Source organism: Methanobrevibacter sp. (genome assembly GCF_045611865.1).
Taxonomy (GTDB): Archaea; Methanobacteriota; Methanobacteria; order Methanobacteriales; family Methanobacteriaceae; genus Methanocatella.
This window is the reverse complement of sequence record NZ_JAZKXX010000079.1, coordinates 1-26237: the sequence shown is the minus strand read 5'-3', so window position 1 is coordinate 26237 and position 26237 is coordinate 1. Positions and strand designations below refer to the sequence as shown.

At 34.6% G+C, this 26237-nt stretch carries 28 protein-coding genes and 1 pseudogene; 5 read left to right on the top strand and 24 right to left on the bottom strand.

The features are described from left to right. The first annotated feature begins 18 nt into the window (after positions 1–18). Together ACKI32_RS10240 and ACKI32_RS10235 are read left to right on the top strand one after the other, a co-directional pair. Positions 19–738 carry a sortase gene (locus ACKI32_RS10240; protein ID WP_407416137.1) on the top strand — a complete coding sequence of 240 codons (720 nt, stop codon included), beginning with the start codon at positions 19–21 and terminating at the stop codon, positions 736–738. After that, positions 739–1110, top strand: coding sequence for a dihydroneopterin aldolase family protein (locus tag ACKI32_RS10235; RefSeq protein WP_407416092.1), 372 nt, complete (start codon positions 739–741; stop codon positions 1108–1110). It begins immediately after the preceding gene. A 3-nt stretch (positions 1111–1113) separates the two neighbouring features. Here ACKI32_RS10235 and mfnA read toward each other — a convergent pair whose 3' ends face one another. From mfnA to rplJ, 3 genes are all read right to left on the bottom strand, one after another. Further along, a complete protein-coding gene (mfnA, locus tag ACKI32_RS10230; RefSeq protein ID WP_407416090.1) occupies positions 1114–2271 on the bottom strand; it encodes a tyrosine decarboxylase MfnA in 1158 nt (385 codons plus the stop codon). 61 nt (positions 2272–2332) lie between these two features. Further along, positions 2333–4609, bottom strand: a complete 2277-nt coding sequence (gene ppsA / locus ACKI32_RS10225) for a phosphoenolpyruvate synthase (RefSeq protein WP_407416088.1) — start codon at positions 4607–4609, stop codon at positions 2333–2335. Between the two features lie 184 nt (positions 4610–4793). After that, positions 4794–5276: a 50S ribosomal protein L16 gene (gene rplJ, locus ACKI32_RS10220; RefSeq protein ID WP_407416086.1), complete on the bottom strand. Its 483-nt coding sequence runs from the start codon at positions 5274–5276 to the stop codon at positions 4794–4796. A 216-nt stretch (positions 5277–5492) separates the two neighbouring features. On the opposite strand from rplJ, the gene ACKI32_RS10215 reads away from it, so the two are divergent. Together ACKI32_RS10215 and ACKI32_RS10210 are read left to right on the top strand one after the other, a co-directional pair. Then, positions 5493–5723: a KEOPS complex subunit Pcc1 gene (locus ACKI32_RS10215; protein ID WP_407416084.1), complete on the top strand. Its 231-nt coding sequence runs from the start codon at positions 5493–5495 to the stop codon at positions 5721–5723. A gap of 109 nt (positions 5724–5832) precedes the next feature. Then, positions 5833–6876 (top strand): ATPase, encoded by a 1044-nt coding sequence (locus ACKI32_RS10210; protein ID WP_407416082.1) that lies wholly within the window; start codon positions 5833–5835, stop codon positions 6874–6876. On the opposite strand, the gene ACKI32_RS10205 is transcribed toward ACKI32_RS10210, so the two are convergent. Continuing rightward, the gene (locus ACKI32_RS10205) at positions 6869–7954 is read right to left on the bottom strand and encodes a nucleotidyltransferase family protein (RefSeq protein ID WP_407416080.1); all 1086 of its coding nucleotides are present in this window, start codon (positions 7952–7954) and stop codon (positions 6869–6871) included. The genes ACKI32_RS10210 and ACKI32_RS10205 overlap by 8 nt on opposite strands. A gap of 88 nt (positions 7955–8042) precedes the next feature. Between ACKI32_RS10205 and ACKI32_RS10200 the strand changes: the two genes are divergently transcribed. After that, positions 8043–9299: a dihydroorotase gene (locus tag ACKI32_RS10200; protein WP_407416078.1), complete on the top strand. Its 1257-nt coding sequence runs from the start codon at positions 8043–8045 to the stop codon at positions 9297–9299. A 44-nt stretch (positions 9300–9343) separates the two neighbouring features. Here the strand turns inward: ACKI32_RS10200 and ACKI32_RS10195 are convergent, their stop codons facing one another. The 20 genes and pseudogenes from ACKI32_RS10195 to ACKI32_RS10100 form a co-directional block, all read right to left on the bottom strand. Next, positions 9344–10579 (bottom strand): 4Fe-4S binding protein, encoded by a 1236-nt coding sequence (locus tag ACKI32_RS10195; protein WP_407416076.1) that lies wholly within the window; start codon positions 10577–10579, stop codon positions 9344–9346. A gap of 20 nt (positions 10580–10599) precedes the next feature. Beyond that, positions 10600–12027: a Ni/Fe hydrogenase subunit alpha gene (locus tag ACKI32_RS10190; RefSeq protein WP_407416074.1), complete on the bottom strand. Its 1428-nt coding sequence runs from the start codon at positions 12025–12027 to the stop codon at positions 10600–10602. A 1-nt stretch (position 12028) separates the two neighbouring features. Next, on the bottom strand, positions 12029–12955 hold the full coding sequence (locus ACKI32_RS10185; RefSeq protein ID WP_407416072.1) for a F420-nonreducing hydrogenase: 927 nt from the start codon (positions 12953–12955) through the stop codon (positions 12029–12031). A 16-nt stretch (positions 12956–12971) separates the two neighbouring features. Continuing rightward, complete coding sequence (locus ACKI32_RS10180; protein WP_407416070.1) at positions 12972–13397, bottom strand: hydrogenase iron-sulfur subunit; 426 nt, start codon at positions 13395–13397, stop codon at positions 12972–12974. A gap of 316 nt (positions 13398–13713) precedes the next feature. Further along, positions 13714–14964: a SufB/SufD family protein gene (locus tag ACKI32_RS10175; RefSeq protein WP_407416068.1), complete on the bottom strand. Its 1251-nt coding sequence runs from the start codon at positions 14962–14964 to the stop codon at positions 13714–13716. Then, entirely contained in the window at positions 14933–15688 is a 756-nt protein-coding gene (locus ACKI32_RS10170) for an ABC transporter ATP-binding protein (RefSeq protein ID WP_407416066.1), read from the bottom strand. Before ACKI32_RS10170 ends, ACKI32_RS10175 begins: the two co-directional genes overlap by 32 nt. A 129-nt stretch (positions 15689–15817) precedes the next feature. Further along, positions 15818–16084 carry a PRC-barrel domain-containing protein gene (locus ACKI32_RS10165; protein WP_292782924.1) on the bottom strand — a complete coding sequence of 89 codons (267 nt, stop codon included), beginning with the start codon at positions 16082–16084 and terminating at the stop codon, positions 15818–15820. 55 nt (positions 16085–16139) lie between these two features. After that, a complete protein-coding gene (locus ACKI32_RS10160; protein WP_407416064.1) occupies positions 16140–16748 on the bottom strand; it encodes an NTP transferase domain-containing protein in 609 nt (202 codons plus the stop codon). A gap of 16 nt (positions 16749–16764) precedes the next feature. Beyond that, a complete protein-coding gene (locus ACKI32_RS10155) occupies positions 16765–18234 on the bottom strand; it encodes a methanogenesis marker 14 protein (protein WP_407416062.1) in 1470 nt (489 codons plus the stop codon). Between the two features lie 143 nt (positions 18235–18377). Then, positions 18378–19310, bottom strand: a complete 933-nt coding sequence (mtrH, locus tag ACKI32_RS10150; protein WP_407416060.1) for a tetrahydromethanopterin S-methyltransferase subunit H — start codon at positions 19308–19310, stop codon at positions 18378–18380. A 13-nt stretch (positions 19311–19323) separates the two neighbouring features. Further along, positions 19324–19563, bottom strand: coding sequence for a tetrahydromethanopterin S-methyltransferase subunit MtrG (gene mtrG, locus ACKI32_RS10145; protein WP_407416058.1), 240 nt, complete (start codon positions 19561–19563; stop codon positions 19324–19326). Between the two features lie 10 nt (positions 19564–19573). Beyond that, positions 19574–19780 (bottom strand): tetrahydromethanopterin S-methyltransferase subunit F, encoded by a 207-nt coding sequence (locus ACKI32_RS10140; protein WP_407416056.1) that lies wholly within the window; start codon positions 19778–19780, stop codon positions 19574–19576. A gap of 13 nt (positions 19781–19793) precedes the next feature. Beyond that, complete coding sequence (gene mtrA / locus ACKI32_RS10135) at positions 19794–20507, bottom strand: tetrahydromethanopterin S-methyltransferase subunit A (RefSeq protein ID WP_407416054.1); 714 nt, start codon at positions 20505–20507, stop codon at positions 19794–19796. Further along, positions 20508–20837: a tetrahydromethanopterin S-methyltransferase subunit B gene (locus tag ACKI32_RS10130; protein ID WP_407416052.1), complete on the bottom strand. Its 330-nt coding sequence runs from the start codon at positions 20835–20837 to the stop codon at positions 20508–20510. It lies immediately after the preceding gene. Positions 20838–20854: 17 nt separating this feature from the next. Beyond that, positions 20855–21670, bottom strand: a complete 816-nt coding sequence (gene mtrC / locus ACKI32_RS10125) for a tetrahydromethanopterin S-methyltransferase subunit MtrC (protein ID WP_407416050.1) — start codon at positions 21668–21670, stop codon at positions 20855–20857. Position 21671: 1 nt separating this feature from the next. After that, positions 21672–22373 (bottom strand): tetrahydromethanopterin S-methyltransferase subunit D, encoded by a 702-nt coding sequence (gene mtrD / locus ACKI32_RS10120; RefSeq protein ID WP_407416048.1) that lies wholly within the window; start codon positions 22371–22373, stop codon positions 21672–21674. Positions 22374–22386: 13 nt separating this feature from the next. Continuing rightward, the gene (gene mtrE, locus ACKI32_RS10115; RefSeq protein ID WP_407416046.1) at positions 22387–23268 is read right to left on the bottom strand and encodes a tetrahydromethanopterin S-methyltransferase subunit E; all 882 of its coding nucleotides are present in this window, start codon (positions 23266–23268) and stop codon (positions 22387–22389) included. A 273-nt stretch (positions 23269–23541) separates the two neighbouring features. Next, entirely contained in the window at positions 23542–25197 is a 1656-nt protein-coding gene (mcrA, locus tag ACKI32_RS10110) for a coenzyme-B sulfoethylthiotransferase subunit alpha (RefSeq protein WP_407416044.1), read from the bottom strand. A 6-nt stretch (positions 25198–25203) separates the two neighbouring features. After that, entirely contained in the window at positions 25204–25962 is a 759-nt protein-coding gene (gene mcrG, locus ACKI32_RS10105) for a coenzyme-B sulfoethylthiotransferase subunit gamma (protein ID WP_407416042.1), read from the bottom strand. A 2-nt stretch (positions 25963–25964) separates the two neighbouring features. After that, positions 25965–26237, bottom strand: a pseudogene (locus ACKI32_RS10100) (methyl-coenzyme M reductase I operon protein C); the annotation flags it as partial.

Here is a 26237-nt window from a genome sequence, read left to right as displayed (position 1 = left end):
TTTGACAAAGTTGATAATATGAAAAAACCTAGTATTACAACTATAATCATTATTATCTGCATACTGATTATAGGTTTATATGCAATGGGAGAAGTGAATTATTTCTCATCCAAAATTATTGTTGAGCGAAATGTCGAATCTCCCACCATATTAATACCTTCTATTGGAGTTAATGAGAAAATCAACAATGAATCCTTAAATCAGGGAGTTTTAAGTGACCCTGGGGAAAATCTACCTTCCAAAGACCCTGTAGTCTTATATGGGCATAGAACCCTTCAAGGCTCACCATTTTTAAGGCTAAATGAGTTGGGTGTTGGTGATACATTGCTATTGGAATGGCCCGGAATAGGAGAATTAAACTATACTGTCAGAAGTAGCGAAATTGTTCCTGCAACATATAACCTACAAATAGAAGGTGAAAATAACTTATACTTAATTACTTGTGATCCGATTGGTTCAACAGAAAATAGAATAATTGTTTACTGTGAATTGAATGGTATAAACCCTATAAATACTGAAATTATTCAGGATAACCCTCAAGAATCAAATGCGCTTATAATTTCAGCCATATTTTTAGTAGCAGGAATAATATTCAGTTTGATTTATTCCAAAGATGAAAGAATATACATTTTAGCTACTATATTAATCATATCTGTGATTTTATTCTACTGTTGTGTAAATCCAATCCCATCCGAACTGATTTATGATAAAATAATATTTTTAAATGGAGGACTTTAATTGGACGTTGATAAAGAATACTTTTCAAATATAACCACAAGGGAAAGAGCAATATTTGAAGGAGCCATTAGTATGGGAGCATTATTCCACCAGTTTGTGGGTACTCCCGTCAATAAAAATACCAAAAAAAGTTTAGAAACAAGTATGGAAGAATCTTTAAAATTGCAACCTGCAATAGAAGATGTTGAAGTTGAAATAAGATTCGACAAACTAGAAGAATCAATGACTGAATTTGATTACACATCTCTAACCGGAGACATGTTAGATGTTAAAATCCATACAAAAGTGGAAGACATAAAAGCAGTAATCAGAATAGAGTTCATTGAAGAATTAAACTATCCTTTAATGTATGTTGAAAAAATAGAAGATTAGAAGTTAATATATTTCTTTTAAATCTTCTAATAACTCTTTTAAATGATTTAATTTAATATGATTCATTAAAACAACCCTAATGGATTTAGGGCACTTAGCAACAGATACTTTCCAACCAAATTTTTCTAATATTTCAGCCAGTTTGTTTGTATCCATATTTGGATGATTAAATGCAACAATATTTAATTCAGGCTCACAAACCACATCATAACCCAGATTTTCAAGCCCCTCTTTTAAGAAAATAGTGTTCTCCATCAAATCTTTTGCAAGTTTAGTGTAACCTTCTTTACCAAAATATTTCATAATAGCATATGTAGCAGCAGAAGATGCTCCAAGACGAGTCCCAACAATAGTTGATTGTGTTTTTACAGTCAAATACGGAGAATCTACAGCCATTACTTCCAGATATTCTTCTTTTCTAAAAAGGATTCCTCCTGCGGGAATTGGGGCCAAACCCATTTTATGAGGATCCACAGTAATTGAACAAACACCTTCAAGTGAAAAATCAAATACTGGCAAATCATAACCCGCTTCTCTTAAAAATGGAATTGAAAATCCTCCAAATGCCGCATCAACATGGAAATAAATATTATTTTCTAAAGCTATCTTAGAAATTTCTTCAATAGGGTCAATTAAACCAAGTTCGGTTGTTCCTGCAATAGCAACAATAGCCACCGTTTTATCAGATATGGAACTTTTAAGAGAATCTATATCTATTTTGTAGTTTTCATCAAGTTCTGCTTCAATGATTTTTAAATTTAACATGTCCGCCGCTTTTTTAAATGAAAAATGAGCGGACACCGGAATGATAATCTCGCCATTGACAATTCCTTTGTATTTTCTAGCATGGTTTCTTGCAGCCCTTATTGCCATGAGATTGGCTTCAGTACCCCCAGTTACAATATGACCATAAGGATTTTCAATAGACAACAACTCGCCAATAGATTTAATAACTTTACCTTCAATTTGTTTTGTTCCTTTAAAAAGACCAGGATCTCCCAAATTAGTATCTAAAAATTTACAATACACCTCTTTTGCAAACGGATGTGCTTCAGTACACATCGAACCCAATATTCTTCCATCTGCATAATCAGAATCTAACCTGTGAAGTTCATCCAATTCTTTTAAAATATCTTCTCTATCAATTGGCTTATCATCCATACAATAACCTGATTTTTAAATAATTTAATAAAATAAAAATAAAAAAAAGAAAATAAAAAGATTATTCTAAACGTTTACGAGCAGCGTCGAGAATAATTTTTTGTTCAGCTCTAGCAACAGTCTTTCTAACTTCTGCTATAGCATCTGCATTTGAGGATACACTTGTAATTCCAAATCCTACAAGTTTTTCAACAATGTGAGGTACACTACCAGCTTGACCACAAATACTACATTTTACACCAGCTGCAACACATTTTTTAATTGTTCTTTCAATTAATTTCATTACTGCAGGGTGTTCTTCAGTATAGTGTTTTGCTACAAACTCATTGTTTCTGTCAACTGCAAGAGTGTATTGGGTTAAATCGTTGGTTCCTAAACTTACAAAGTCGATTCCAATGTCAATATACTCATCAATCATTATTGCAGCTGCAGGAATTTCAACCATCATACCAAAGTCAACATCCTTGTGAGGTTCTAAACCTACTTCTGAACATAAAGCTTTAGCTTGAACTAATTCAGCAGGACTTTGTGATAATGGAATCATGATTCCAATATTAGTATATCCTTTTTCATGTAACTTTTTAATAGCTTTGAATTCGCATTTAAGAATTTCAGGTTGATCAAGCTCTCTTCTGATTCCTCTCCAACCAAGCATTGGGTTGTGTTCCCTAGGTTCATTTTCCCCACCTTCTAATGTAATAAATTCATCAGTTGGTGCATCTAGAGTTCTGTACCATACTGGTTTTGGATAGAATGCATCTGCTACAATCATAACATTATCTGCAATAGTGTCAATTAATTCATCTTCTCTTCCATCAGCAATGAATTTACCAGGGTGAATACCTGCAGTTAACATTAAGTGTTCAGTTCTTAAGAGTCCAACACCATCAGCACCAGTAGCTGCTGCTCTTTCTGCTGCTTCAGGCATACTAACATTAGCTTTAACTTCAGTTACAGTTAAGATTGGAGCTTCTCCAACAGCAGCTGCGACAGGAGCAACTTCCTCTTTAGTTTCGGAAATTCCATCAAATACTAATCCTTTTTTACCATCCAAAGTAACACCAGAATTTTCTTTTAAGGTTTTAGTAGCATCTCCAGTTCCGACAACACAAGGAATTCCAAGTTCACGAGAAATAATAGATGCATGACAAGTTACTCCACCTTCATCAGTAACAATACCACTAGCTCTTCTCATAGCTGGAACCATATCCGGAGTAGTCATAGTAGTTACCATGATGTCTCCATCTTCGATTTTATCTAATTCATCAATGTCTAAAACTATTTTAACTTTACCGGATGCCATACCAGGACTTGCCCCAAGACCACGGACAAGAACTTCACCAACATCAGAAGATACATCATCAACAGGTTCATCAACATCCCCTAAAGTAGTAATAGGTCTTGCTTGTAATAAGAATAACATGTCTTTTTCAAATGCCCATTCAGTATCCATTGGTTCACCATAATGAGCTTGAACTCTTTTACCCATTTCAGTTAATTCAATTAACTCTTCATCAGATAAAACTCTTTCTTTTCTTAACTCTTCAGGGACATCTACTTTAATACTTGTTCCTGCTTCATCATTAGTGTACATTACTTTCTTATCACTAATAGTTACATTGATTATTTCATTATCTTTTTTATCAACTTGATAATTGTCAGGAGTAACATCTCCAGATACAACTGCTTCTCCAAGTCCCCATGATCCTTCGATTAAAGCAATTTCCTCACCAGTAGATGGGTTTACGGTAAACATTACACCAGCTTTATCAGCATTAGCCATTTTTTGAACAACAACAGCAATGTATACTTTTGAGTGTTCGAAATTGTTTTCTTCCCTGTAAAAAATAGCTCTGGCTTCAAATAAAGATGCCCAACATTTTCTGATATATTCAATAACTTCATCATCTCCGGAAACATGTAAAAAAGTGTCTTGCTGACCAGCAAAAGAAGCTTCCGGTAAATCTTCTGCAGTAGCTGATGACCTAATAGCTACATCAGTATTATCTTCTCCAACTCTTTGACAAAGTTCATTATAATACTCGCGAATGAATAAAACTAAATCATTTGGAATTGGAGCTTCGATAATGATTTTTTTAATTTCTTCAGAAGCTGCTTGAAGAGCCTTAGTATCATTAATGTCAATCTCTTCAAGAATACTCATAACATTATCATTAATTCCAGCTTCATCCATAAATTTTTCATAAGCTTGTGCAGTTACTACAAAACCAGGCGGTACTGGAATACCTGCTTGAGTTAATTCACCCAAATTAGCACCTTTTCCACCTGCAATTCCAATATCGGATTTACTCAAATCCTCAAATTTTTTAACATACATGAAATATGACCTCTTGGTTTAAAAATATTATTAAATTGACAATATTTAGATAGTAAAAAACATAGCCAATATTATATATTAATATAAAATTTAAAGTTTAAATATTTAATTGAAATAATTAGTTATGTGAAAAAAATAGGAAATATTTTAAAAAAAAAGAGTAAAAAAAAATTAATTAAAAAATCTATTTAATTAATTCTTCGCCTTTGTCGACAACTATTTTACATGGAACTGGTAATTTCATACCTGCTCTTTTTAATGCAACTTTAGCTTCTTCAAAGTTCTTTTCTTGACAATCGATAGTGATGATTCTTTGATCTTTTTTAACGATAGCTTCAACACTAATAGGTTTACCAAAAGCGTTTCTCATACCACTTTGTACCCTATCCGCACCTGCACCGGTTGCCATTGGGTTTTCTCTAACAATTTGGTGAGGATATACTCTTAATTTTAAGTGGTAACCCATTCTACCTGCAGCCCTTTGCATTAATCTGTTAGAAGCAATCCTTGCAGCTTCTAAAGAATTGTGTCTGATTTGAGCTGGTTTTTTAACAGCTAAACTTACAGATACTGGGAATTCATCTCTTAAGTTACCCATATCGAATTGTACGATTCTTGAATTTGGGGTTTTTCTAATATAATCTCTTCTTGTATAAGCACGAACCATAATTATTCCTCCGAAACAAATATAAACATGAAATACATGTTTTTAATGAAATAGCTATAATAACTTGAAATATCTAAAACTGAATAGCTATATAAAAATCATATATCGTAATATATAGAATACTTAAATATATTAATTAAGTCATTAATAAAGGTTACCATATTTTTCAAAAATTATTTTATGAAGAATAACCTAAAAATATATTGATGTGTGATTATGAAAATTAAGGGTAAAATAATTTTTACATATGACGATGAAAAGGATGCTGAAGTGGTATTTGATTCACTAGAAATCGATAACGAAGGTTATTTAGAATCAAAATTATCTAAAAATAAAATTGAATACTGTTTATCTAATGAAAATATTGGGAGTTTTTTAAATACTTCCGATGATTTGGTAGCTTCTGAAATAGTCGTTGAAAAGATTTTAAAAACACAGAAAAATTAATTCCTATCCAAAAATTATTAAAAAAATACATAATAATAAAAAGTTTTATATAAATAAAAAAAAGATATATTAAATTTAGTATAATTAAATTCGTTAGAGAGTGGAAACTATGGAATGTTACTATCATCCTGAAAGAGAAGGCACTGACAAATGTGCCATATGTGGAAAAAATATTTGTAAAGAATGTGGTTTAGAACTTGCTGGTAAAACTTACTGTAAAGAATGTTTAGAAAAAATTGTCGGTCTCAGTTTAGATAATAAATCCCAAGAAACCGACAATGTTGTAGCACAAGAACCTGTGCAAACCCAAACATCAATGCAAGAACCTATTGATGAAACAATTTATCAACCACAAGAAGAAAGTAAAATGGAAATTCCATATACTCCTGAAGATCAAAGCCCATATTCCAAAGAATTTAACGGAATTGGCGAAGATTCCCCATACAATATTAAAGATAATATTGTTTCCAATGATTTAGATCAATCCAATTTAGAAAAAAGTGTAACCCCACAAATAGAGCAACCACAAGTTGCACAAAACGAATTTGATTATGAACCTGAAAAACAAGTTTTAACACCTGAACCTACTGGTGAAGATGATTTCATTTATCCTGATCACAGTTATGAACCACAAACAACCAGTGCTAGACAAGAATTAGAGGATAAATATGAAAAATATCTTGATGATTTATATTTCGACGATGATGTTCCATTAAACGAACAATTAGCTAAAGACGAAGAACAATTTGGATCTTTAACTAAAAAAGAATATAAACCTAGAAAAGAAGACGTTGTTCCTCAAGAAGTTCAAACACCTGGAACCCCAAAACCTAAATATGAAACTCCAGAAGAAATGGAAGCAAGAATTAGGGCTGAAATTTTAAATGAACAAAAAGGTAAAAGCGGACATAAAATTAGAGGCAAGTCTAAATCTAGTGAAACTAACATACACAATATAAATTATAAAGATGAAAAAGAACCTATGGGTGCTATAGACATTGTCTTAACAATTGTATTGATTATTGTAATATTAGTTGTTGTGTACTATTTACTTTACTTATTCATATTACATGCAAGCTATCCAACTTTCATGGATGCTGTTTATGGACTTAAAACTCCACAAAATGTAATTAATAATATTTTAACTAAATAAATAATGAAATATTTTCATTATTTACCTTATTTTTAAATTTTTTTAAACTTTCTTTATTTTTATAGCCCAATATTCGAATATTTGATGGGTATTTATCAATATATTCAGAAATTACTCTTTTAGGGATTGGATTTTCTAAAATGCTTAAAATTCTTTGGCGAAAATGAGATGAAAAACCATATAATATTGCTCTTTCTAATTTTTCTAGATTATCATAAGGCCGATTATCAATAATATTTTTAGCCAATTTATCATTGAATAGATTTAAACCAACCAATTCTTCAAAATCGAAATTATTGGATGTGTTTAAAATTGATTCTGTGTCCCGGATACCATAAATTATAGAATCATTTCCAATTTCTCTTTTCAAAACTTCAATTGTTTTTGCAGGCATCATGTCTAATACATTGTCAAAATTATCCTCTTGAATACTTTGACGGATTAAAGTCCCACTTACACCTTCAATTCTTTTAACAAAAATAAACTTATCTTTATAGTCAAAACCTATTTTACTTAATGAATTTGAAAAAGAGGTAATTACATAATTATCTTCTTCAAGTTTATCCTTTAAGATTATTTCATTAGTAGTTTTATCTACAATTTTATAAGGTTTTGGAGCAATATGATGGCCCAAATTAATTCTTTTTAAAATTTCATCAAATCCTTCAAGGGGTTTGTATCCTCTAGGAATATAATCAGTATTTAATGCTTTAAACATCTTACAAAGACATAATGAATACTGACCAGATCCCATTATTCCCATTGGAGGACCTTCCACAACAATATCTGCACCAACAGAAATTGCAATTTCTGCCCTAATTTCCCTTGGCAATATATATGGGATGCCTCTACCACTTCTCTCAAATAGGCCCGGCACAATAGCTACAAATAACGAGTCAGTAAACATACTTTTTGCAGTTTTCATGCAATGAAAATGACCGTTATGTAAAGGATTATACTCAGTAAAATCAGCTATCAAATTGACATCTGAAGTTGTATCAGAATTTTTACATTCCCCCGCCAAATCATTGAAAAATAATTCCTTATCCCTTTTGAGAATATCCGAAACTTGAGACATAAAATTAAATATTAATCTTTAATTAAAAAAAGCTTATGATTTAAAAATATGAAACAACAAATATGAGTATAACAATAGGAGACTAATTATGGATTTGGTAATAAAAAATTGTAAATTGGTGGATAAAGATGGCCAATTTCACATTAAAGTAGAAGATGGCAAAATTACAGATATTTCAAAAAATCCCCTAAAAGGTGATGAAATAATTGATATTAAAGAAAATTATATATTGCCCGGATTTATTGACCCCCACATACATTTTAGAGATCCCGGATTAACTCAAAAAGAAGATTTTAAAACCGGTAGCTTAAGTGCTGCTGCTGGAGGATTTACAACAGTTATCGACATGCCAAACACACTTCCAAAAACAAACACATACAAAGCACTTAAAGAAAAGATAAAAATCGCAAAAAACAAATCCGTAGTTAATTTTGAACTTCAAGCAGGACACAATAACTTAAATGAAATGGAAAATATGATTGAGTTAAATCCAATATCTTTTAAAGTATTTATGGACCTTGAAAGTGATGAAAGTTTAGAAAAAATATTTAGTGATTTATCAACTTTAAAAAATACAAGTGACTACAATGGCCTTGTTGCAACACATTGTGAGAAAAAATCCATTGTTGAAAGAGAAACTGAAAAGCTCATGCAAAAAGATGAAAATGAAGCCATTGACTATACTTATGCAAGACCAACCGAAAGTGAAGATGAATCAGTAAAACAAGCAATTGAACTTGCAAGAGCTAATAATTTGAGATTACATGTATGCCATTTAAGTTCAACCAAATCATTAAGTCTTGTAAAAAATGCAAGTAAAAACATGCCAGTAAGCTGGGAATTTACACCACACCATTTACTACTTGATAATTCAGCATATAATACATATGGCACTTTTATTAAAACAAATCCCCCACTAAGACCAAAAGAAAAAAGTGTGACTATAAAAGATTTGGATGAAAAATCAATAATTGGAACAGACCATGCCCCACATACACTCAAAGACAAAACAAAAGGAGTTTGGCAATCATCTACTGGAATACCGAATTTAGAAACAGTTGTTCCATTACTATTAACTGAAGTAAATAAAGGAAATATTGATTTAAAGGTAATTCCAAAAATCTTTTCTAAAAATGCAAGTGAAGTATACGGACTTGAAAATAAAGGAGAAATTGCAATTGGAAAAGATGCTGATTTTACTGTGATTGACTTAAAACAATCAGGCAAATTTAATATTGAAGAATTTCAAACAAAAGCTGAATACTCTCCGTTTGACGGTTGGGAATATATTGGATTGCCAGTAATGACAATTGTTAATGGAAAAACAGTAATGAATAAATTATAACTAGTTTTTAAAAAAAAAGAAAAAAGGAAGGTGTGTTATCACACCTATTTGTAACACAATGCATCTTCTGGACATGCTTCAAGACATTGACCACATAAAGTACAGAATCCTGCAATTGGTAATTTAGGATTGTCTGTTTTGTGAATCATGTCATAAGGACATGCTTCGATACAGTCACCACATTGATCACATTTAGATGGGTTGAATGCAATTCTGTCTCTTTCAACAGGTTCGCCATCAATAGTGATTTCGTATTGTTCAACTTTTAATGCATCGTTAGAACATACGGAAGCACATGCTCCACATCTAATACAACTAGTGAAAGATGGTTCAGCATCAGTCTCTTCTAAAGCAGGGCATAACATACCAGTTTTGGTAACAACACGAATTGCTTCAGTAGGACATTTATTAGCACATGCACCAATGAAGTCACATTTTTCTGCATCTCTTCCTATACCTTCTGCATCTACAGGTGCACCTTCACCCCATTCAATGTCAATTTCTAATGCATCAACAGGACAAAGTTTTACACATAAACCACATGCAGCACAGACACTAGGAATAGCAACAGTTAAACTAGAACTGTTTGCAGCAATGAAGTCTCCAGGACATGCTTCAACACAAGTGTTACAACCAATACATTTAGCTGAGTCGAAAGTGAATGATTTGATTTCTTTAGAACGTTTAACAGGTACTTTTTCAGCAATGAATATTGCATTCCAAGGACATGTTTGTGAACATAATCCACATCTAATACAATCATCATTTACAGTAACTGGGCTTCCAACTTCTTCAAGAGTAATTGCACTTACAGGACATGGTTCTACACAAGTTCCACATCCAACACAATCTTTGATGTAAACAGGACCTTTTCCTTTAAGATCAAGGTCATATTCAGCAGGTTCTTTAAGACCAGGAATTCCAATTACATCTACTGGGCAAATGTCAACACATTTTTGACACATTACACAGAAACCTTCAACTTCTTTCAATTTTTCACCGGTTACTTTAATGGTTTCTTGTGGACAGACTTCTTCACATTTACCACAGGAGTCACATAAAATGGAGTTAAATACTAATCTTGCTTGGGAGAATCCTTCAGCAATTTCATATTCTTCTAATTTTAATGCTCCATTAGGACAAACATCTGCACATTTAGGTTCTTCACCACAACAATCACAGTGAATAATAGCAGTAGGAGTTATTTCAATAGCTGATGTAGGGCAAGTACCTTCACAAGCACCACATTTTATACAGCCATCTTCGTTAAATACAATCATTTATAAAAACCCCCTTAAATTTAGAATTTTTTAATGAGGTTTCCTTCACTGTCTACAATATCTACTTCAGCTAATCTCATTTGACTATCCATTGAGTGGGTAGCACAAGATAAACATGGGTCGTAAGCTCTAATAACCATTTCCATTAAGTTAAAGATACTATCATCTACTTCTACGCCAGGTTTGATGTAGTCTTTAGCAACTTGGTGGATACCCATTTCCATAGCAGGGTTGTTTTGGATTGTAGCTACAACAATGTTAGCATAAGTACATAATCCATTATCGTCGGATTCGTAATGGTGGATTAAAGTACCACGAGGAGCTTCTACAATACCTACACCTTTACCTTCGGTTCTTTCTAATTCATCTGGGAATTTTTGAGCGGATAAATCTTCTTCTAATGCAGCAGCAGCACATTCAGCAGATGCTAACAATTCAATAAGTCTAGCATAGTTGAATAATAATGGTGCTTGTGCATATCCGAAAGCATCACGGAAAGCTTTAAGAGCTTCTTGTGCAAGAGGTGCTTCTTTAGGCATTTGGTCACAAACATTAATCCTAGATAATGGTGCAACTCTGTAAATACCTTCTGGGTATCCCATTTCTTTAATGTAAGGGAATTTTAACCAGGAGTAAGGTTTTACGTGTTCTGCAACAATGTCTGTGTACTCTTCGTTTCTGTATTCGAAAAGGTCACTACCATCTTTGTCTTTGAATCTTACGTTACCATTATATACATCCCAAGTTCCATCAGGTTTTACGATACCACAGTGTCTAGTGTCACCGAAGTTACCTAATGAAGCAATTAAGTCAATGTTTTCTTCAAATACAGGAATAGCTAAGTCTAAAGTAGCTTGTGCTAATTCCACGTTTTCTTGAGCTCTTTTAAGTAAGTCTTTTTGAGTTTCATCATCTAATTCGGTAGAAATACCACCAGGAGTGGATGAAGTTGGGTGAATTGGACGACCACCGATTTTTCTAACCATTTCTAAACCGTTTCTTCTGATGTTAATTGCTTGAAGTGCTATTTCCGGCATATCTTTAATAACTTGGAATACGTTTCTAGTTTTTCTAGTTCCGTTAGGAATAATTAAATCTGGTGCAGCTAAGAAGTAGAAATGAAGTGCGTGGGAGTGCATGTATGAACCCCAGTTCATAATTTCTCTCATTCTGTATGCAGCAGGTAAAATTTCGTAATCATCGAAACCGAAAATTTGGTCCACTGCTTTAGCAGCTGCTAAGTGGTGTTGTACATCACAAATACCACAAATACGAGGTACTAATCTTGGTAATTCTTCTACAGGACGGCCTGTTAAGAATTTTTCGAAACCTCTGAATTCCATAACATGTAATCTTGTTTCTTCTACATTTCCAGCATCGTCAAGATGTACTGTAATTTTAGCGTGTCCTTCAATACGAGTGACAGGCTCCATAGTAAGTTTAACCATTTTATTCTCCTCCTTTCTGCATTTTCATAGGCACTAAAGCTGCAGCTAATGTGTAACTATAGAAAGTACCTACAATATCATCTAATTGCTCTGCGACAGTTTCAGGATCAACGGTTTTATCTTCTTGTACACCGTAGTCAGATGCAATCGCACTGATCATTTTAGCTCCTTGGTCTAATACTTTAGCGGTAGGACCGTAACATCCTCTACATTGAATACCAATAGAAGGACATTCAGCACCACATAAAGATACTGTAGCAGGACCCATACATACTAAACCTTGGGTAATTAAACATAAATCAGGTTCAGGAGCACCTAATTCAAATTGTCTTTTAATAAAGTCCATTGCTAAACCTGCAGGTGGTTTTTCTCTAGGACATACTTCACAAAGGTTAGTTGAAGGTAATTCAATAGTTTCTCCTCTTAATAATGTTAAAATAGCTTCAGCTACAACATCGGAACGAGGTGGACAACCTGGAATCATTAAGTCAATATCCATAGCAGAACTTAAAGGTCTTACTCTGCTTTCAAGATGAGGTACATCTTCGTGAGGAATAATTCCTTCAGGGTTTACAGTAGATACTGAGTTAATATAAGCTTCTTGTTCTAATTCTTCAACGGTCCATAAGTTTCCAAGACCTGGAATACCACCGTAACAAGAACAAGTTCCGTAACAAATAACCATTTTAGCTTTTTCGTTTAACATTTCAGCTAATTCTCTGTTTTCTTCGTTTCTGATTCCACCTTCTACGATGATAATATCTAATTCAGGTACTTCATCGTATTTAGTATCCATGAGTACAGGGGAAAATTCAAAATCTGCAAATTCCATTACATCAATTAAGGATTCGTGGAAATCCGCAATGGATAAGTGGCAACCGGAACATCCGCCTAACCACATAGTTCCTATTTTTACTTTATCTGCCATATTTAACTCCTCCAATCTATCCTTCAGCATCTAATTGTTTTTTCAATGGAGCTGGACCTAACTCTTTGATTCTGTTAACCATCATTTTAACAGCTTGAGAGAATTTTTCACCTTCGGATGCGGAAATCCAGTCGTGGTGAACTCTTTCTTTTCCAATTCCCATATCTTCGACTAATTTATAAATTAATCTCATTCTACGATCTAATTTGTAGTTACCTGCATCATAGTGGCAGTCACCCATGTGACATCCAGCTACAAATACTCCGTCAGCACCTTCTTTAAATGCTTTTAAAACAAATTGTGGGTCAATTCTTCCAGAACACATTACACGAATAACTCTAATATTCGGTGGGTATTGCATCCTTGCAGTACCAGCTGTGTCTGCTCCTCCATAGGAACACCAGTTGCAACAAAACATTACAATTTTTACATCATCAGCCATAGAGTTTCTCCTCCTCTATCATATTTTTTCCGTTTTTAGAAAAACTTGCGTCTTTCTAAACCCAATTTTAAAGTTTTTTAAAAAATTTTAAAATTTCTTTTTTAAGGAATACTGTTTAGGTATGCCTTAAAAACACAATTTCTGTACGTAATGAGCTAGCTCAGCATTACATTATGTACTGATTAATATATTTCATTTATAATTAATATAAAGGTTACTTAGAAAATAAAGTCAAAAAGTTTATATACTATGAAACGGAATTTTTGAAAACTAAATTATACATTAAAAATAAGAAAAAAAGAAAATATAGATGGAATTACATTCCATCACGGCTCATATCAATCATATTTTGAGTTAACTGAGCTAATTCATCAGGAAGTCCAGTAATATCCATGTTTAAAAATCCTCTAACAATCATGGATTCAGCTTCTTCTTCCTCAATACCTCTTGAAGTTAAATAATTAATCTCTTCTTCAGAAATTTTACCAACAGCCGCTTCGTGAGACATTTCTAAGTTTGCAGAACTAGCTTCAAGTTCAGGGACTGCATAAATAAAACTGTCATCAGACAAAACTAATCCATGACATTCCAAATGACCTTTAACATCAGGCACAGTACCTGCAAGATGACCCCTTGCATATATTTGAGATTCGTCTTGAGCAACAGCTCTTGAGATAACTTCCCCTCTAGCACCTTCGGCATTTAACAAAGCTCTGGATCCCACATCGATTATTGAATCTTTTTTACCGGCTTGGATACTTTGGAAAATAGCCCTTGAATTTTTACCATCACAATAAGCAGTAGGGAATGATTGAATAGTGCTTACAGGACTAGTTAAAATGTAATTGTTAATATAAGTTGAATCATCCATCAATTTAACACCAGTTCTCGGACGCACTTCAACTTGTTCAGCCCAATTGTGAACCATTGTGAAAGTAATCTTAGAACCTGGTTTTAAATACATTTCGGATACACCGACGTGCATTGCAGAACCTACATCATCACCGGTTGCACAACCAGTAATTAAATGTAATTCAGAGTTCTCTTCAGCAATGATAACATTGTGAGCTGTTTGCATAATATCTTCATCACTTATAAACATGCACGCCTGTACAGGCATTACTTCCTTAGTTCCTGGAAGAGACCTTACAAAATAACCGCTTAAAACACCATTCTCTTGTTCATTTAAAGCAGTTTTTGCAGTATATTTATCTGCATCTGGTTTAACAACATTCCAAAGATAATCTTCCAACCAACTATATTTCTCTAATGCAACACCCATATTCATAACTTCAATTGAATCAGATATTGAATTGTTTGTAAAAACATTACTTTGATCTACTTGTAAAAATGAACCGGACCTATTACTTTCTTCAGTGTCGATACCTACTTTTAACAAATCTTTTTGGGTTTGTTTTGATAAATCATCCAAGTCATCAAGCATGTCTAAAGCATTTACAGTCTCATCAGTGAAATTCTCAATAGTTATATCAGCACCTAAAGCTGCTTTTTTATCTTTTGCTCTTTCAGCATCTTCATAAACATTGCGCACACTCAACACATCCATTAAAACCGTTTTTCCTAATATCTTCTAAAATTTCAGAAGGATTTCCAGAACAAGAAATTGCACCATCAATCAAAACATGTGCTTTATCTGCACTAACAAAATTTAAAATGTAACCTAAATGAGTAATTAAAAGACCACTTCTTTTTCTGCTGCGTTGTGGTTTATCTTTATCCAACAATGTTCCAATTTCAGAAGCCAATAATTCTACATTTTCAATATCCACACCAGAATCAGGTTCATCAAACATGGTGAAATCTGGCATTTGAGCAAGCAATTGCAAAATTTCAGAACGTTTAACTTCTCCACCAGAAAATCCGAAATTTACATCTCTTTCTAAAAATTCATCATTAAATTTAAGTTGTTGAGCTAATCCATGCATTCTAGGATTTAATTCTTCACTTACATCTTGATGAGATATGATTTTTAATAAATCTCCAACTGAAACCCCCCTAATAGACGGAGGTGTTTGAAAACTAACGCCTATACCTAATTTAACTCTCTCAGCAGTTGTCAAACCAGTAATGTCTTGGCCTTTGAACTTTATTGTACCTTGAACAACATTATAATTTGGGAACCCCAATATTGTTAAAAATAAAGTACTTTTACCAGCACCATTTGGGCCTAAAAGAACATGAGTTTCACCTTCATCAATAGAAAGGTTAACATTCTTTAAAACCCTTTTACCGGCTACTTCAACGCCTAAATTTTCTATTTCAAGCAACATTTAATCACCTTAAAAAAAAATATGAATTTGTTATACTAGTATTACTATTGATTTGAAAATATAAATAGTTAACACACAGTTTGAAATAGTGCAAAAAATAGTAAAATAATAAAAAAAGAATAACTGAAATTATTCAGTTACAATAATAAATTCGCCGACTTTTTCAACTTTAGCAAAAGGAACTAACAATAAGTCACCGTTTCTTTTAGCACCTTTTACATGAATATTACGGTCACTTTCAACCCTAATTGCAATATCAACGATTTTACCGGTTTTTTCGTTGATGATTAATTCGTCTAATACACCCAAGATACGTGCATTGTTGGTGGCTACTTGATAATTTCTGATTTCACTCCATAATTTTTCTTCTCTTTTAGGAATTTGTTTATTTTCCATTAAATCACCTAATAAAAATTAAATTCACTTATGTAAATATTTAACTTCATCATATTTAAATATAATACTGATTGTATAACTTTTCAGCAACTTTGCTATCAGGAATCGTATTAATATTCAATGCAAGTTCAACTTTTGGAATAACTAATTGATCTTCATCCTGAATGATATTTTCACTTCTCAAGATATTTAAACCTGAAGGAACATTTCCATCAAATTCATAAGAATAATCAAGACCCAACTCTTTGAAAATTTCAACAGGGACCAAAACAGATAATGCATCTTTATCTGACTTTAAATAAAAATCAATGACATAATCAATAGTTTTTGTGGATATGAATGGCAAATCAGCATTGATGAAAAGTAAAATATCCTCTTTTGATTTTTTCTCAAAATAATCTAAAATATAAGACAAATCAGTTAGATAATCATCCCCTGAAGTATCCAAAATCTGAAAATCATCATCAAAAGATTCCAAATATTTAGTAGTTTCACAGGTGTTTGGACTAACCGCAATAATTACTTTGTCGATGAATTTAGAAGCATTTAGATTATCAATCACATATTTAATTAACGGTTTATCATGTAATTTGAAAAGAGGCTTTTCCTGAGGAACTTTTAGTCTAGTTCCTCTACCTCCAGCCATCAAAATTGCATAAATCATGACAAACCACTAATATTTAAGCGAATTTACCGCCAGCCATCTTCATACGATCTTTAAGAATACATCTACCCCCTTGTTTACCTCCAATAGGCACTTTAGGAGTTCCCATTGAATTCATACAACGAGCCATGATAGCAGAACCTAATGCAAGACCGTCTTCGACAAACACTATGTTTTCGAATTTATCTTGAACTGCTTCTAAAATAAGTTGTGGTTTGCGTCCAGTAATTCCTGCCCTACCAGTAATACCTAAAGCAGAACCCGGAATGATTACATTTTCCTTAAATGCAACATCCAAACATCTTGTAACAATGTTTGTACTAACATAATCCAATGTTGAAAGTAAAGTTGGAAGACCATATTCATCATAGAACTGTGCACCAACATCCATCAATTCTGGAAGTTTATCCCCATTAAATCCAACATCACAACCAATCAAGGTTGTTCCAGCATTTTGAGCCGCTTCAGGATTAACAGGAACAGTACCGAATCTTTCAACATCCATAGGAACTTTAGTAATATTAATCAATTTATGAGCTTCTAAAGCATTGGCTTCAGCTTGTTTGTGATTTGCCTTTTTCATTGCTTTATCTGAGTATATATCTAAAGCAGCACCATTCTTCTTATCGATTAAACCTGAACCTCTTGCAAGAGAGTCACTAACAACACCAGCAAGACCTAAGAAGTTTCCTACAGTATTTGCATATGGTTCATTATCATTAACGATACGTCCAGCCAATGTTGAACCAAAGTCAAGAGAAACACAAGGGTTTCTATAATCAACATCTGTCCATTTAGCACCTAATTTGATACCTGCAGTAACCAATTCACCTTCCATCTCGTTTGCAACAGTTTCCTTACCCTCAGGAGGAACTACACTTACAACAGCACCATCAAACATGATGTTTTCCAAAAGAGTATGTTTTTGTAATTTTTCAGGAAGCTGAGAAACACTCATTGCAGGAGACATCTTACGCGGTGGAATATCTGCTTCAAGACAACCGTCAGCAAGAGCAATAATAAGTTGACCTGCTTCTTCAGCAGTTGCAAAACCAGCAGTTACACCAGTTGACCTTACAACAAAGTCCAAATCAGTATCTTTATCAACATGACACTTTCTAAGGGATTCCAAAACAGTATCCCTAATAAGCTCAGTAACAGCTTCTTTAGAAAGTTCAATTCCCCAAACAGTCTTACCGAAAACATCTTCTGAAGGTTTAGGCGGTCTGATATCCCTTGTCATTTTAACAGTTTTGTTTAACAAATAAGATTCACTAGTGTTTAAATTTGTTGCCATGACAATACATTTGGTTGTAGTGTTACCTAACTCAACAGAAGCAGTAACATAATAAACATCTGGTTTTCTAACAGCACCCGGACTTGCAGGTCCTGCTTGTTGAGCAGTCAATGTGCCTAAATTGCCTTCCTTAGAATGAGCAATAACAGGTTTAGGACCTTTATTAAAAATTTTACTTAAAAAAGACATTTTATAACCTCAATAAAAACTTGATTATAAATATCTTTTTATAATAATATAAATTTTATTAAAAGTTTCTTGAAAAAAAGTAGTTAAAAAAAAATAGAAAAAAATGATTAGATGAATAAATCATCTAATCGGGACCCTTATACCTATAATAATTTGTTAATTGGGTGGTCTTCTACAGGTTCTGTACCGATATCTTTTGCTGCTTCAGCAATCATAATATCAGCCATACCACATGCTGGGAATGCGAGTCTGGAGTTTTCGATAGGTCCGAAAAGAACGAAGTCTCCACCAGCCATTTGTTGTACGATGTTAGAACCAATATCACAAACAGGCCATGCTTCTTTGTGTTCTTTTTTGTATCCTCTTAACCAGTCCCATGCGGAAGGTACGTTGTGAATACCAGATCCTACTGGGTATCCCCATTTAGCTTTTACAGCATAAGCGGTTCTTACAGCAGGTCCTGCACCTTGACCTAATGGAGTAACTGCTACGTCCATCCATGGTTTGGTGATTCCACATTCGTCAGCCATTTCAAGAATACCTTGGTCGATTACAGCTCCACCAGTTTCCCAAATTTCGATTTTTCCTTCTACACCAGGAGTCATTGGGTTGAAACCTAAGAGAATGGATGCGTCGATGTCTGAGTTTTTAACAGCTTCAATTTCTGCAGGTTCTGCTGCCATACTTATAGAGTTGTATACAGCTCTTTCAGCTAATCCAACATCTTGAACATATTCTACACCCGCAATTTTTGCTGCAGCTGCAGTTGAGTCGATAAGGAAAGGTTTGTCACTGACTTCTCCTACAAATTCTAAGTATTTTACCATAGCTTCTGCAGTAGCACCGAAATTTTGTATAACACAAGGGTTTCCAGTTACATCAGACATTTCTTCCATAGTTTTAATTAATCCTTCAGCAGCATCTTTATCAAAGATACCTTCTTTTTCATCACTAATAATTTTGTGTCCTCCGTAGAAGATAGTTCCTGCTAAAACGGTAGGGTATTCACCAGGTTGTCCTCCCATTTTTACTCCAGCAATATCTACTACGAGTTGTTCTTTGTCAAATCTAAACATAAGTATAAACCTCCTATAATAAGGTAGCTAACATTGAAGCTATACCGAATTTTATAGCTACAATTAAAATAATTAATCCAAGTATAATACCATACAATATACCAACATCTCTACCAGTTTGTTGGCCTAAACGTTGATAATATTCCCCAACAGTGAAATCAACTTTTTCTTCTGCATCATTTAATTTTGCAACGATAGGGTTGAAATCGTCTGCGGAAACCATTACTTGAGGTATTGAATTTTCGTCACTCATAATAACACCTCTATAATCCTATTGCTTTTGCAATGAAAGGAATAATTACGATTAAGAGTAAAGCAATGCAAATACCAATTGCAAACCCTTTTACTCTAGTTGCGAGTAAACCGGCAAATAATTTACCTTCTCTTGCAAGGAGTTTTGAACTGTATTCAGCATCATCAGCTGCAGTTTTCATACTGCTTATGTTTGGTTTATTTGAAATTTGTACCATAATTAATCCCCCTTTAAATCAAGAATAAAACTCCAATGATTAAAGTAAAAGCTAATCCAATCATTATACCTTGAACTTTACCAGCATAATTACCAGCCATATTTCTTTGAACAGCTCCAACCATGTCGATTTTAGTGTTAATATCTCTGATTCTTGCTTCAATAAGAGCAGTTTCAGCAGATACAACTTTCATTTCTTCTCCATCGTCTTCGTCGCCGCCATCTTCATCTACAGAAATAACCATAGCTTCTTCTTCAAAAGCACCTGGATCTTTTTCTACACATTCTTTGATTTTAGCATTAATTGCTCCAGTATCTTCAGTATCAATTAAATCTATGATTTCTAATTGTTGTTGGAATCTTTCAATACCGTCGAGTGGAACATTTTCTACGAAAGGAATAGCTCCGGTTGCTCCAATAATTTTCTTTTTATCCGGATCTGCTCCATTTTCGTATAATGCTTTGATACTTTGACCAGTAATGTGTCCTTGTACTTCAGCACCAGTAATGATTAAGAAACGGATGTTAGGATTTGAAATAATATTTGCAACTACTTTTTCTATTCCTAAGTTTTCTGTTTTACATGGACCTGCGATTGCTGCTCCAGATAATTCTCCTTCAATGTGAGAAGCGAGTGTGGTTACTGCAACAGGGCTTTCAGGATCACCTACAATGTAATCCCCACTAATAACCGGCCAGCCATCTGCAGGAGCTTTTTTATCAGCCATCTATAATACCCCCATCGCTTGTAAAATTGGTAATGCAGCAAATATAATGAAGGATGCTAATAAGAATCCATATACCATGTTAGTTAACATACCTGCAGTAACATAGGAACCTTCCCTTCCAGGGAAAGATCCGACAGGGCTTGTATATGGGTCTAAAGAAGCCATTAATTCATCAGCAGCCAATTCAACTTTTGCTACTTGTTCGTTTACTTCATCCATAGATAGGAGCACAACTCCTCCACCTAAGGATGATCCGATGATCCCAGTTGCAGGATCTAATGCGAAATTCATTTCAGGTATAACCTGAACCATAGGTAACATTTGAGCCATATTTGATTCCTCCTATTCTATTGCTCCACTTTAGGCCATAATCCAGCCCATTTGGTTGATGCTGCGTCATTACATGAAGCTAATACAAATGCTCTGAATGAAACAATCCATCCGATTAAACCTACGACTAAAACAACGAACCAACCTAATCCGCCAGTAGTAGCAGATAAAAGACCAACAATAGTCATGGATAAGAATGCGGTAGAACAAGCACATTTGAGAGTTCTTACTTGATCTTCGTTAGGTCCTAAACATGCGTTGAATGGGTGTTGGATAGCCATAGTACACATAATAAATAATACAGCAATAAAACCAGTAGCAACAACATTTTCATAAATTGCAGTCATATCATATGAACCTGCAATAGCAACAGCAAATCCTAAAATTGATAAGGTAGCAGCACCAGCAATTTCAACAGTACATTGAAGCATAATAGGGATTTTCATACCTACAATTTTAGTTGCGACAATAGCGATAATAGCACCAATAATAACAGCAATAACTAAACCTGCAACAGGTCCGAGAAGTGCAATTTTTAAAAGTGTAGCTAAGCTAACACCTGCTAATGCAGAAATAACACCAACAGAAAGGGACATGTACCCAATAGAAGGTACACCAGTACCTAAACCGTAACTTGCTACTCTACGAATAGCATCTGCTCCCCATATAATTGCGAGAACTGCACCAATACCAGCTAAAACTGGGCCAATAACATCGCCTAAAAAGCCTGATAAATAAATACAAAGTAATCCGCCAACGATACCTAAAATTAATAAGTGAGTTGAACTTACTGCACCTGCAGCTGCACCGTCAGCACTTCCACCAGCAGACATCTTAGATACCTCCAGTTAAAATAATACAAAAGATTCCGACAACAATAGATGCGATAGCACATGCAATTGCTCCAGTACCAATCCTTTTGAATTTTGGATCGTGCATACCTTCGATGGTACCACCGATGTTGTATGAAGCGATTACAGAGTTAATAAAGAACACACCTACACCTAAAATAGCAGCTAAACCAATACTTACAGCAGGGTCAGTTACAAAGGTACTGTCTTGAACAGCTTGATAAATTCCGTAGTAGACTAATCCACCACCAAAACCACCAAGAAGACCTCCAATAAGACCACTTACAAATGAAGTGAGAGGTACACCGTGACCTTCGGTACCAGGAGTTTTGTAAGCTTCTTGATTACGTTTGGTAATCCAGTCTACAGGTACTTTAGATGCAGCAGGAACAATACCTACACCGAAGATGTAGATTAAGTTAGCAATGAGCATAGTAATACCCATCATTATCATTGCACCAATAGCACCACCTATACCCACTATATAAAATGGTTCACCTGTCATGGTTGCAGCAGTAATAAGTCCTGTTAAACCTGCACCAGCAGCTAACATAGCAGTACCGGTACCTACACCAGTAGCGGTTGCCATAGCTGCAGGAGCTCCTCCTACAGGAATAAAGTGCACACCTGCACCAATCATAATACCGCCTATTGCGATGAATAAAATTAATGTAATTGGATCCATAATCGAAACCTCCTTATTCTTCCTCATATGGTCCATATTTGGTTCTTGCAAATACTTCTAATCTATCATCTAAGATAATTAATAAGATAATGATTATAATACCTACAACAATACCACCATATACTCCAAATACTACTGTATTCCAGAAACTAAAGAATACAACGAGACCGAAACAGAAACCAGTTAATGGTCCACCAAATTTAGCACAGAAGTTTACTACATCCATAGAGTTTTTAGCACCTAATGGAGCTTTAGTAACAATATCCCCTTGAATAGCTACTGGGGTTCCTCCACCAAATTCGAATTTTTGATACTCACTTTCTGCACCATAGTGTACATCCCCAGTTGAAGAACCGATAGCACCAAGAGCAATACCCCAAAGCATTGCTAAGAGTGGTAATGGGAATACGTGTAATGGATCACCATTTCCTAAAGGAATGGTCATTAAGTAAGAAATTCCGACAATACAAAAACTAGTTATAAATCCGTGACCTGCAATAGGTCCTAAGGATTGTGTTAATACATCCATAAACAATGGTTGTTCAAATTGAGATTGTCCAACAATCCTTCCCATGTGGGATGTAACAGTATAAATAGAGTGAACAAAAGCAGCGACACAAGCACCAATTGCAATAGCTACGACAGGCATCATACCTGCAGACATAATTAAATATGCAACAGCACCAGCAACACCACACCAAACACCATAAGCGACTGGTTCACCAGAAGTCGCCTTGTTTATCATACGGTGTAAATGTCCCATTTGTGGAGCAAGTTGAACTTGGGAGTTAGGGTTACTTTGAGAACCGATATCGGATTCTAAGTCCTCTGCAGCCCCTCCGATGGTTGCAACTGCACCCATTAATGCAACTACACCTAATGTTACAGGGTCCATAATTTTTTTCCTCCATATTTTTTATTAAATTGATCATTTAATAAACGTGAATGAAATCGATTTTTGTTCCATACAAAAATCATGGCAACAATTTGCCCTTATAATATTATTAATAATACATCTTCAAATTTCAAGTAAACTTGATTTTTATAATATCTAATATATACTTTTAAATTATTATTATATAAATGTTTTGAAATTTTTCAAGTTAACTTGATTTTTATAAAATAATAGATAGGTGAAAAATACACCTATCTATGTGTTTCTATCCATCTATTTTGCTGGGGTAATAGCAGTTCTTTCACCAGCAGGTTCGAATTCTCTTAATGCACCTTTAGCAAATTCTTCACGTACTTTACTGAAGTCAAATACTAAGTTTTTGTCAGCAAATGCGATTTTTACTAATGGGTTGAAAGCCCAAGCGTCTCCACGAGCGGAGTGAGGTGCTTGTGCAATACCAGCGTATTCACCTTGGTGTCCTACGTTCATTGCGTAGTTAGGGTAGTTAGGTCCTCTCATTTCGAGTGGTAAACCTTCATCGTTTCTGATGGAGAATACGTTAGCTGCACCACATTGGTCTTGTAAATCGAAACCGTAGAATCCTAATCTGGAGTGTTGTTCTTTGTGTAAGTACATGGATAAGTACCATGCGCTTAAACCAGTTTGTGCATTACCAGTAGCGAATGCAGTGGAACAACCAGCAGCTGCGGAAATAACGGAAGCTCTTTGAGATCCACCGAAGTGAGTTTCGAGTAAAGCTGGGTATTCTTCGTATTGTTCTAATGCGTAGAATGCTACTTCAGTACCTACATCAAGAACAGTGTCCATGTTGTTAGGTGCTTCAGTTAAACCACCGTATTTGTCTTCGACATAGTCTTTACCATAGTAGGTGAAGTCGTCTAATACGTTATCAGTGTATGCTGCGGTAGCATATTGGGTGAATCCTACACCACCAGACATGTAAGAACCTAACCAAATTTGGTCGTATAAAGCAGCACCTAAAGCTACTACTTCTAAGGTTGATCTTACAGGGTCGTCAGGGTAAGCTCTGGAACCTTGACAGATATCTGCCATGAATCCGAATGGAACTCCACCAAGTTCGTTTTCTGCTCTTGCTCTTCTTACAGGTAAGTAAGTACCCATGTGAATAACTTCTGCGTGTTTGGATGCGTATGCGAAGTCACCAGTAGCTCCTTCACCAGCACATTGGTTGTATGCAGAAATCATGGACATACCAATTTGCATAGCAGACCATCTGGATGTGTTACCACCGTCACAGACTCTTCCTACAATGGATGGAATTCTTACAGCTTGCCAAATAGCTCCACCAACTTCAGCTTTTAAAGCTTCAGCTTGTTCTTCAGGGAACTCTTTGTTGATGTCTAAAACAAATGCTGAGTCAATTTCGTCAGCTAATTCGTCGTCACCAGTGAAAACTTTTACATAGGAATCTTGTACTACTAATGGGTCAGTTTCTACCATGTGTTCTTGAACTACTGCTGCACCAGGCATAGCGTGGTTTACAGTTTCTAAGTAGTTTGTAATGGTTTCAGGAGTAACTTCAATACCTAATCTTTTTTCGAGAACGTTGTGTGCAGTGTTTAATCCTACAATTACAGTTCTTCTAATATCATCCCAAGCTTGTTGGATAGCTGCGTTGTTGATGTAGTGTAAATCGTCACCTTCAACGAAAGTATCAGTAGTGGATAATTGGTAGGACATTAAAGCTCTTTGACCTAAAGGAGAACCAATGTCTGGGTTGTACATTGGGATTCCTCTTTTTTCTGCAATTTCTTTACCTTCATTTACGAATGCAGTTTTTCTTTCGGATTGGGTCCAACCACCCATGTTATAGAATTGGGTTGTTTTTTCAGTTGGATCTTCAACGAATTTCTTTTTCATTGCATCTAAGAATTTTTTATCAGCCATGTTAATCTACCATCCTACAGTTGGATTAAATGCACCAAAGGATCTGGACACGTGAATTCTTTGACAAACTTTTACAGCGTCTACGTCATCTTTGTATGCTTCACCATCTATTCTGTAAATAGTGGTTTTTGCTCTTAAAGTTTCTTCGTCTAATGGTTCACCTAAGATAACTGGTTCGTCTAATTCTTTACCAATTTGGTCTTTTACCATTTCGACTTTACCGGTTTCTTTGTTGAATACTTGTCTTCTGAGCATGTCGAACATTAAACCATTTTCATCTAATCTTAAGGAGTGACCGTGTACACTTCCACCTCTAATACCGGTTCTTGCGGTATCAAAGTATTCAGTTTCTAAGAGAACTTTTGAGAGTTTTTCGATGTCTCTTTCTCTTGCTTCAACTACTTGTCTTCCGGATAATGTACCAGTATCGATTCCTCTGAATCTGCTTAAGTAAGATCTTGCTCTTAAGAAAGGTTGAGCTGGAGCGAAGTACATGGAGTCTACGAATTGAATGTATCTGATTCTGTCTCCTGCTTTTGCACCGTCGATTGGTGCTACTAATTCTCTTACACTGTCATCTGGCTCGTCCATTTCATCTAATGGTGGGTGAACTGATTTGTATTCTTCACCTGGAGCTTTATGACCTAATATTTTTACTACGTCTTCATCAGAAATTTCTCTTAACTTTTCTAACTCGTATTCAGGGTTAGTGAAGTTTCTTCTGTTTTGAGCAACCTGAGAAGTACCTGGATAAATTTGTACCATAATTATGCATCTCCTAATGCTAATTTAACTTTTCTAATAATTTCATCTAATTTGTCTTGTGAAATTGTTTGACCTCGGATAACCCCTGTAACAATATCATCAATAGTACCCATAGTTTTAATGTCATTATCATCTGGCATTACTTTAGAAGTTTTTACTCCAATTTTAGCAAAATCTTCACAGTCTACTGGTGATTCACATATGATAATACAGTGTTTATTAACATTCCTTAGTATTAATCTTGCTTTGTAAATTAAATGATTGGCAACTCCTCC

Bases quoted from the DNA above. Each gene is read 5' to 3' on its own strand.
- rplJ (WP_407416086.1), bottom strand. From the start codon at position 5,276: ATGGTTCGTGCTTATACAAGAAGAGATTATATTAGAAAAACCCCAAAT.
- mtrE (WP_407416046.1), bottom strand. From the start codon at position 23,268: ATGGACCCTGTAACATTAGGTGTAGTTGCATTAATGGGTGCAGTTGCA.
- ACKI32_RS10160 (WP_407416064.1), bottom strand. From the start codon at position 16,748: ATGATTTATGCAATTTTGATGGCTGGAGGTAGAGGAACTAGACTAAAA.
- ACKI32_RS10130 (WP_407416052.1), bottom strand. From the start codon at position 20,837: ATGGCTCAAATGTTACCTATGGTTCAGGTTATACCTGAAATGAATTTC.
- ACKI32_RS10155 (WP_407416062.1), bottom strand. From the start codon at position 18,234: ATGTCTTTTTTAAGTAAAATTTTTAATAAAGGTCCTAAACCTGTTATT.
- ACKI32_RS10205 (WP_407416080.1), bottom strand. From the start codon at position 7,954: ATGTCTCAAGTTTCGGATATTCTCAAAAGGGATAAGGAATTATTTTTC.
- mtrA (WP_407416054.1), bottom strand. From the start codon at position 20,507: ATGGCTGATAAAAAAGCTCCTGCAGATGGCTGGCCGGTTATTAGTGGG.
- mtrC (WP_407416050.1), bottom strand. From the start codon at position 21,670: ATGTCTGCTGGTGGAAGTGCTGACGGTGCAGCTGCAGGTGCAGTAAGT.
- ACKI32_RS10215 (WP_407416084.1), top strand. From the start codon at position 5,493: ATGAAAATTAAGGGTAAAATAATTTTTACATATGACGATGAAAAGGAT.
- mcrA (WP_407416044.1), bottom strand. From the start codon at position 25,197: ATGGCTGATAAAAAATTCTTAGATGCAATGAAAAAGAAATTCGTTGAA.
- mtrH (WP_407416060.1), bottom strand. From the start codon at position 19,310: ATGTTTAGATTTGACAAAGAACAACTCGTAGTAGATATTGCTGGAGTA.
- ACKI32_RS10200 (WP_407416078.1), top strand. From the start codon at position 8,043: ATGGATTTGGTAATAAAAAATTGTAAATTGGTGGATAAAGATGGCCAA.
- ACKI32_RS10140 (WP_407416056.1), bottom strand. From the start codon at position 19,780: ATGGTACAAATTTCAAATAAACCAAACATAAGCAGTATGAAAACTGCA.
- ACKI32_RS10210 (WP_407416082.1), top strand. From the start codon at position 5,833: ATGGAATGTTACTATCATCCTGAAAGAGAAGGCACTGACAAATGTGCC.
- mcrG (WP_407416042.1), bottom strand. From the start codon at position 25,962: ATGGTACAAATTTATCCAGGTACTTCTCAGGTTGCTCAAAACAGAAGA.
- ACKI32_RS10175 (WP_407416068.1), bottom strand. From the start codon at position 14,964: ATGGATGTGTTGAGTGTGCGCAATGTTTATGAAGATGCTGAAAGAGCA.
- ACKI32_RS10170 (WP_407416066.1), bottom strand. From the start codon at position 15,688: ATGTTGCTTGAAATAGAAAATTTAGGCGTTGAAGTAGCCGGTAAAAGG.
- ACKI32_RS10180 (WP_407416070.1), bottom strand. From the start codon at position 13,397: ATGGCTGATGATGTAAAAATTGTAATGTTTTGTTGCAACTGGTGTTCC.
- ACKI32_RS10240 (WP_407416137.1), top strand. From the start codon at position 19: ATGAAAAAACCTAGTATTACAACTATAATCATTATTATCTGCATACTG.
- ACKI32_RS10165 (WP_292782924.1), bottom strand. From the start codon at position 16,084: ATGGAAAATAAACAAATTCCTAAAAGAGAAGAAAAATTATGGAGTGAA.
- ppsA (WP_407416088.1), bottom strand. From the start codon at position 4,609: ATGTATGTTAAAAAATTTGAGGATTTGAGTAAATCCGATATTGGAATT.
- mtrG (WP_407416058.1), bottom strand. From the start codon at position 19,563: ATGAGTGACGAAAATTCAATACCTCAAGTAATGGTTTCCGCAGACGAT.
- mfnA (WP_407416090.1), bottom strand. From the start codon at position 2,271: ATGGATGATAAGCCAATTGATAGAGAAGATATTTTAAAAGAATTGGAT.
- ACKI32_RS10185 (WP_407416072.1), bottom strand. From the start codon at position 12,955: ATGGCAGATAAAGTAAAAATAGGAACTATGTGGTTAGGCGGATGTTCC.
- mtrD (WP_407416048.1), bottom strand. From the start codon at position 22,373: ATGGATCCAATTACATTAATTTTATTCATCGCAATAGGCGGTATTATG.
- ACKI32_RS10195 (WP_407416076.1), bottom strand. From the start codon at position 10,579: ATGATTGTATTTAACGAAGATGGCTGTATAAAATGTGGTGCTTGTGAA.
- ACKI32_RS10190 (WP_407416074.1), bottom strand. From the start codon at position 12,027: ATGGTTAAACTTACTATGGAGCCTGTCACTCGTATTGAAGGACACGCT.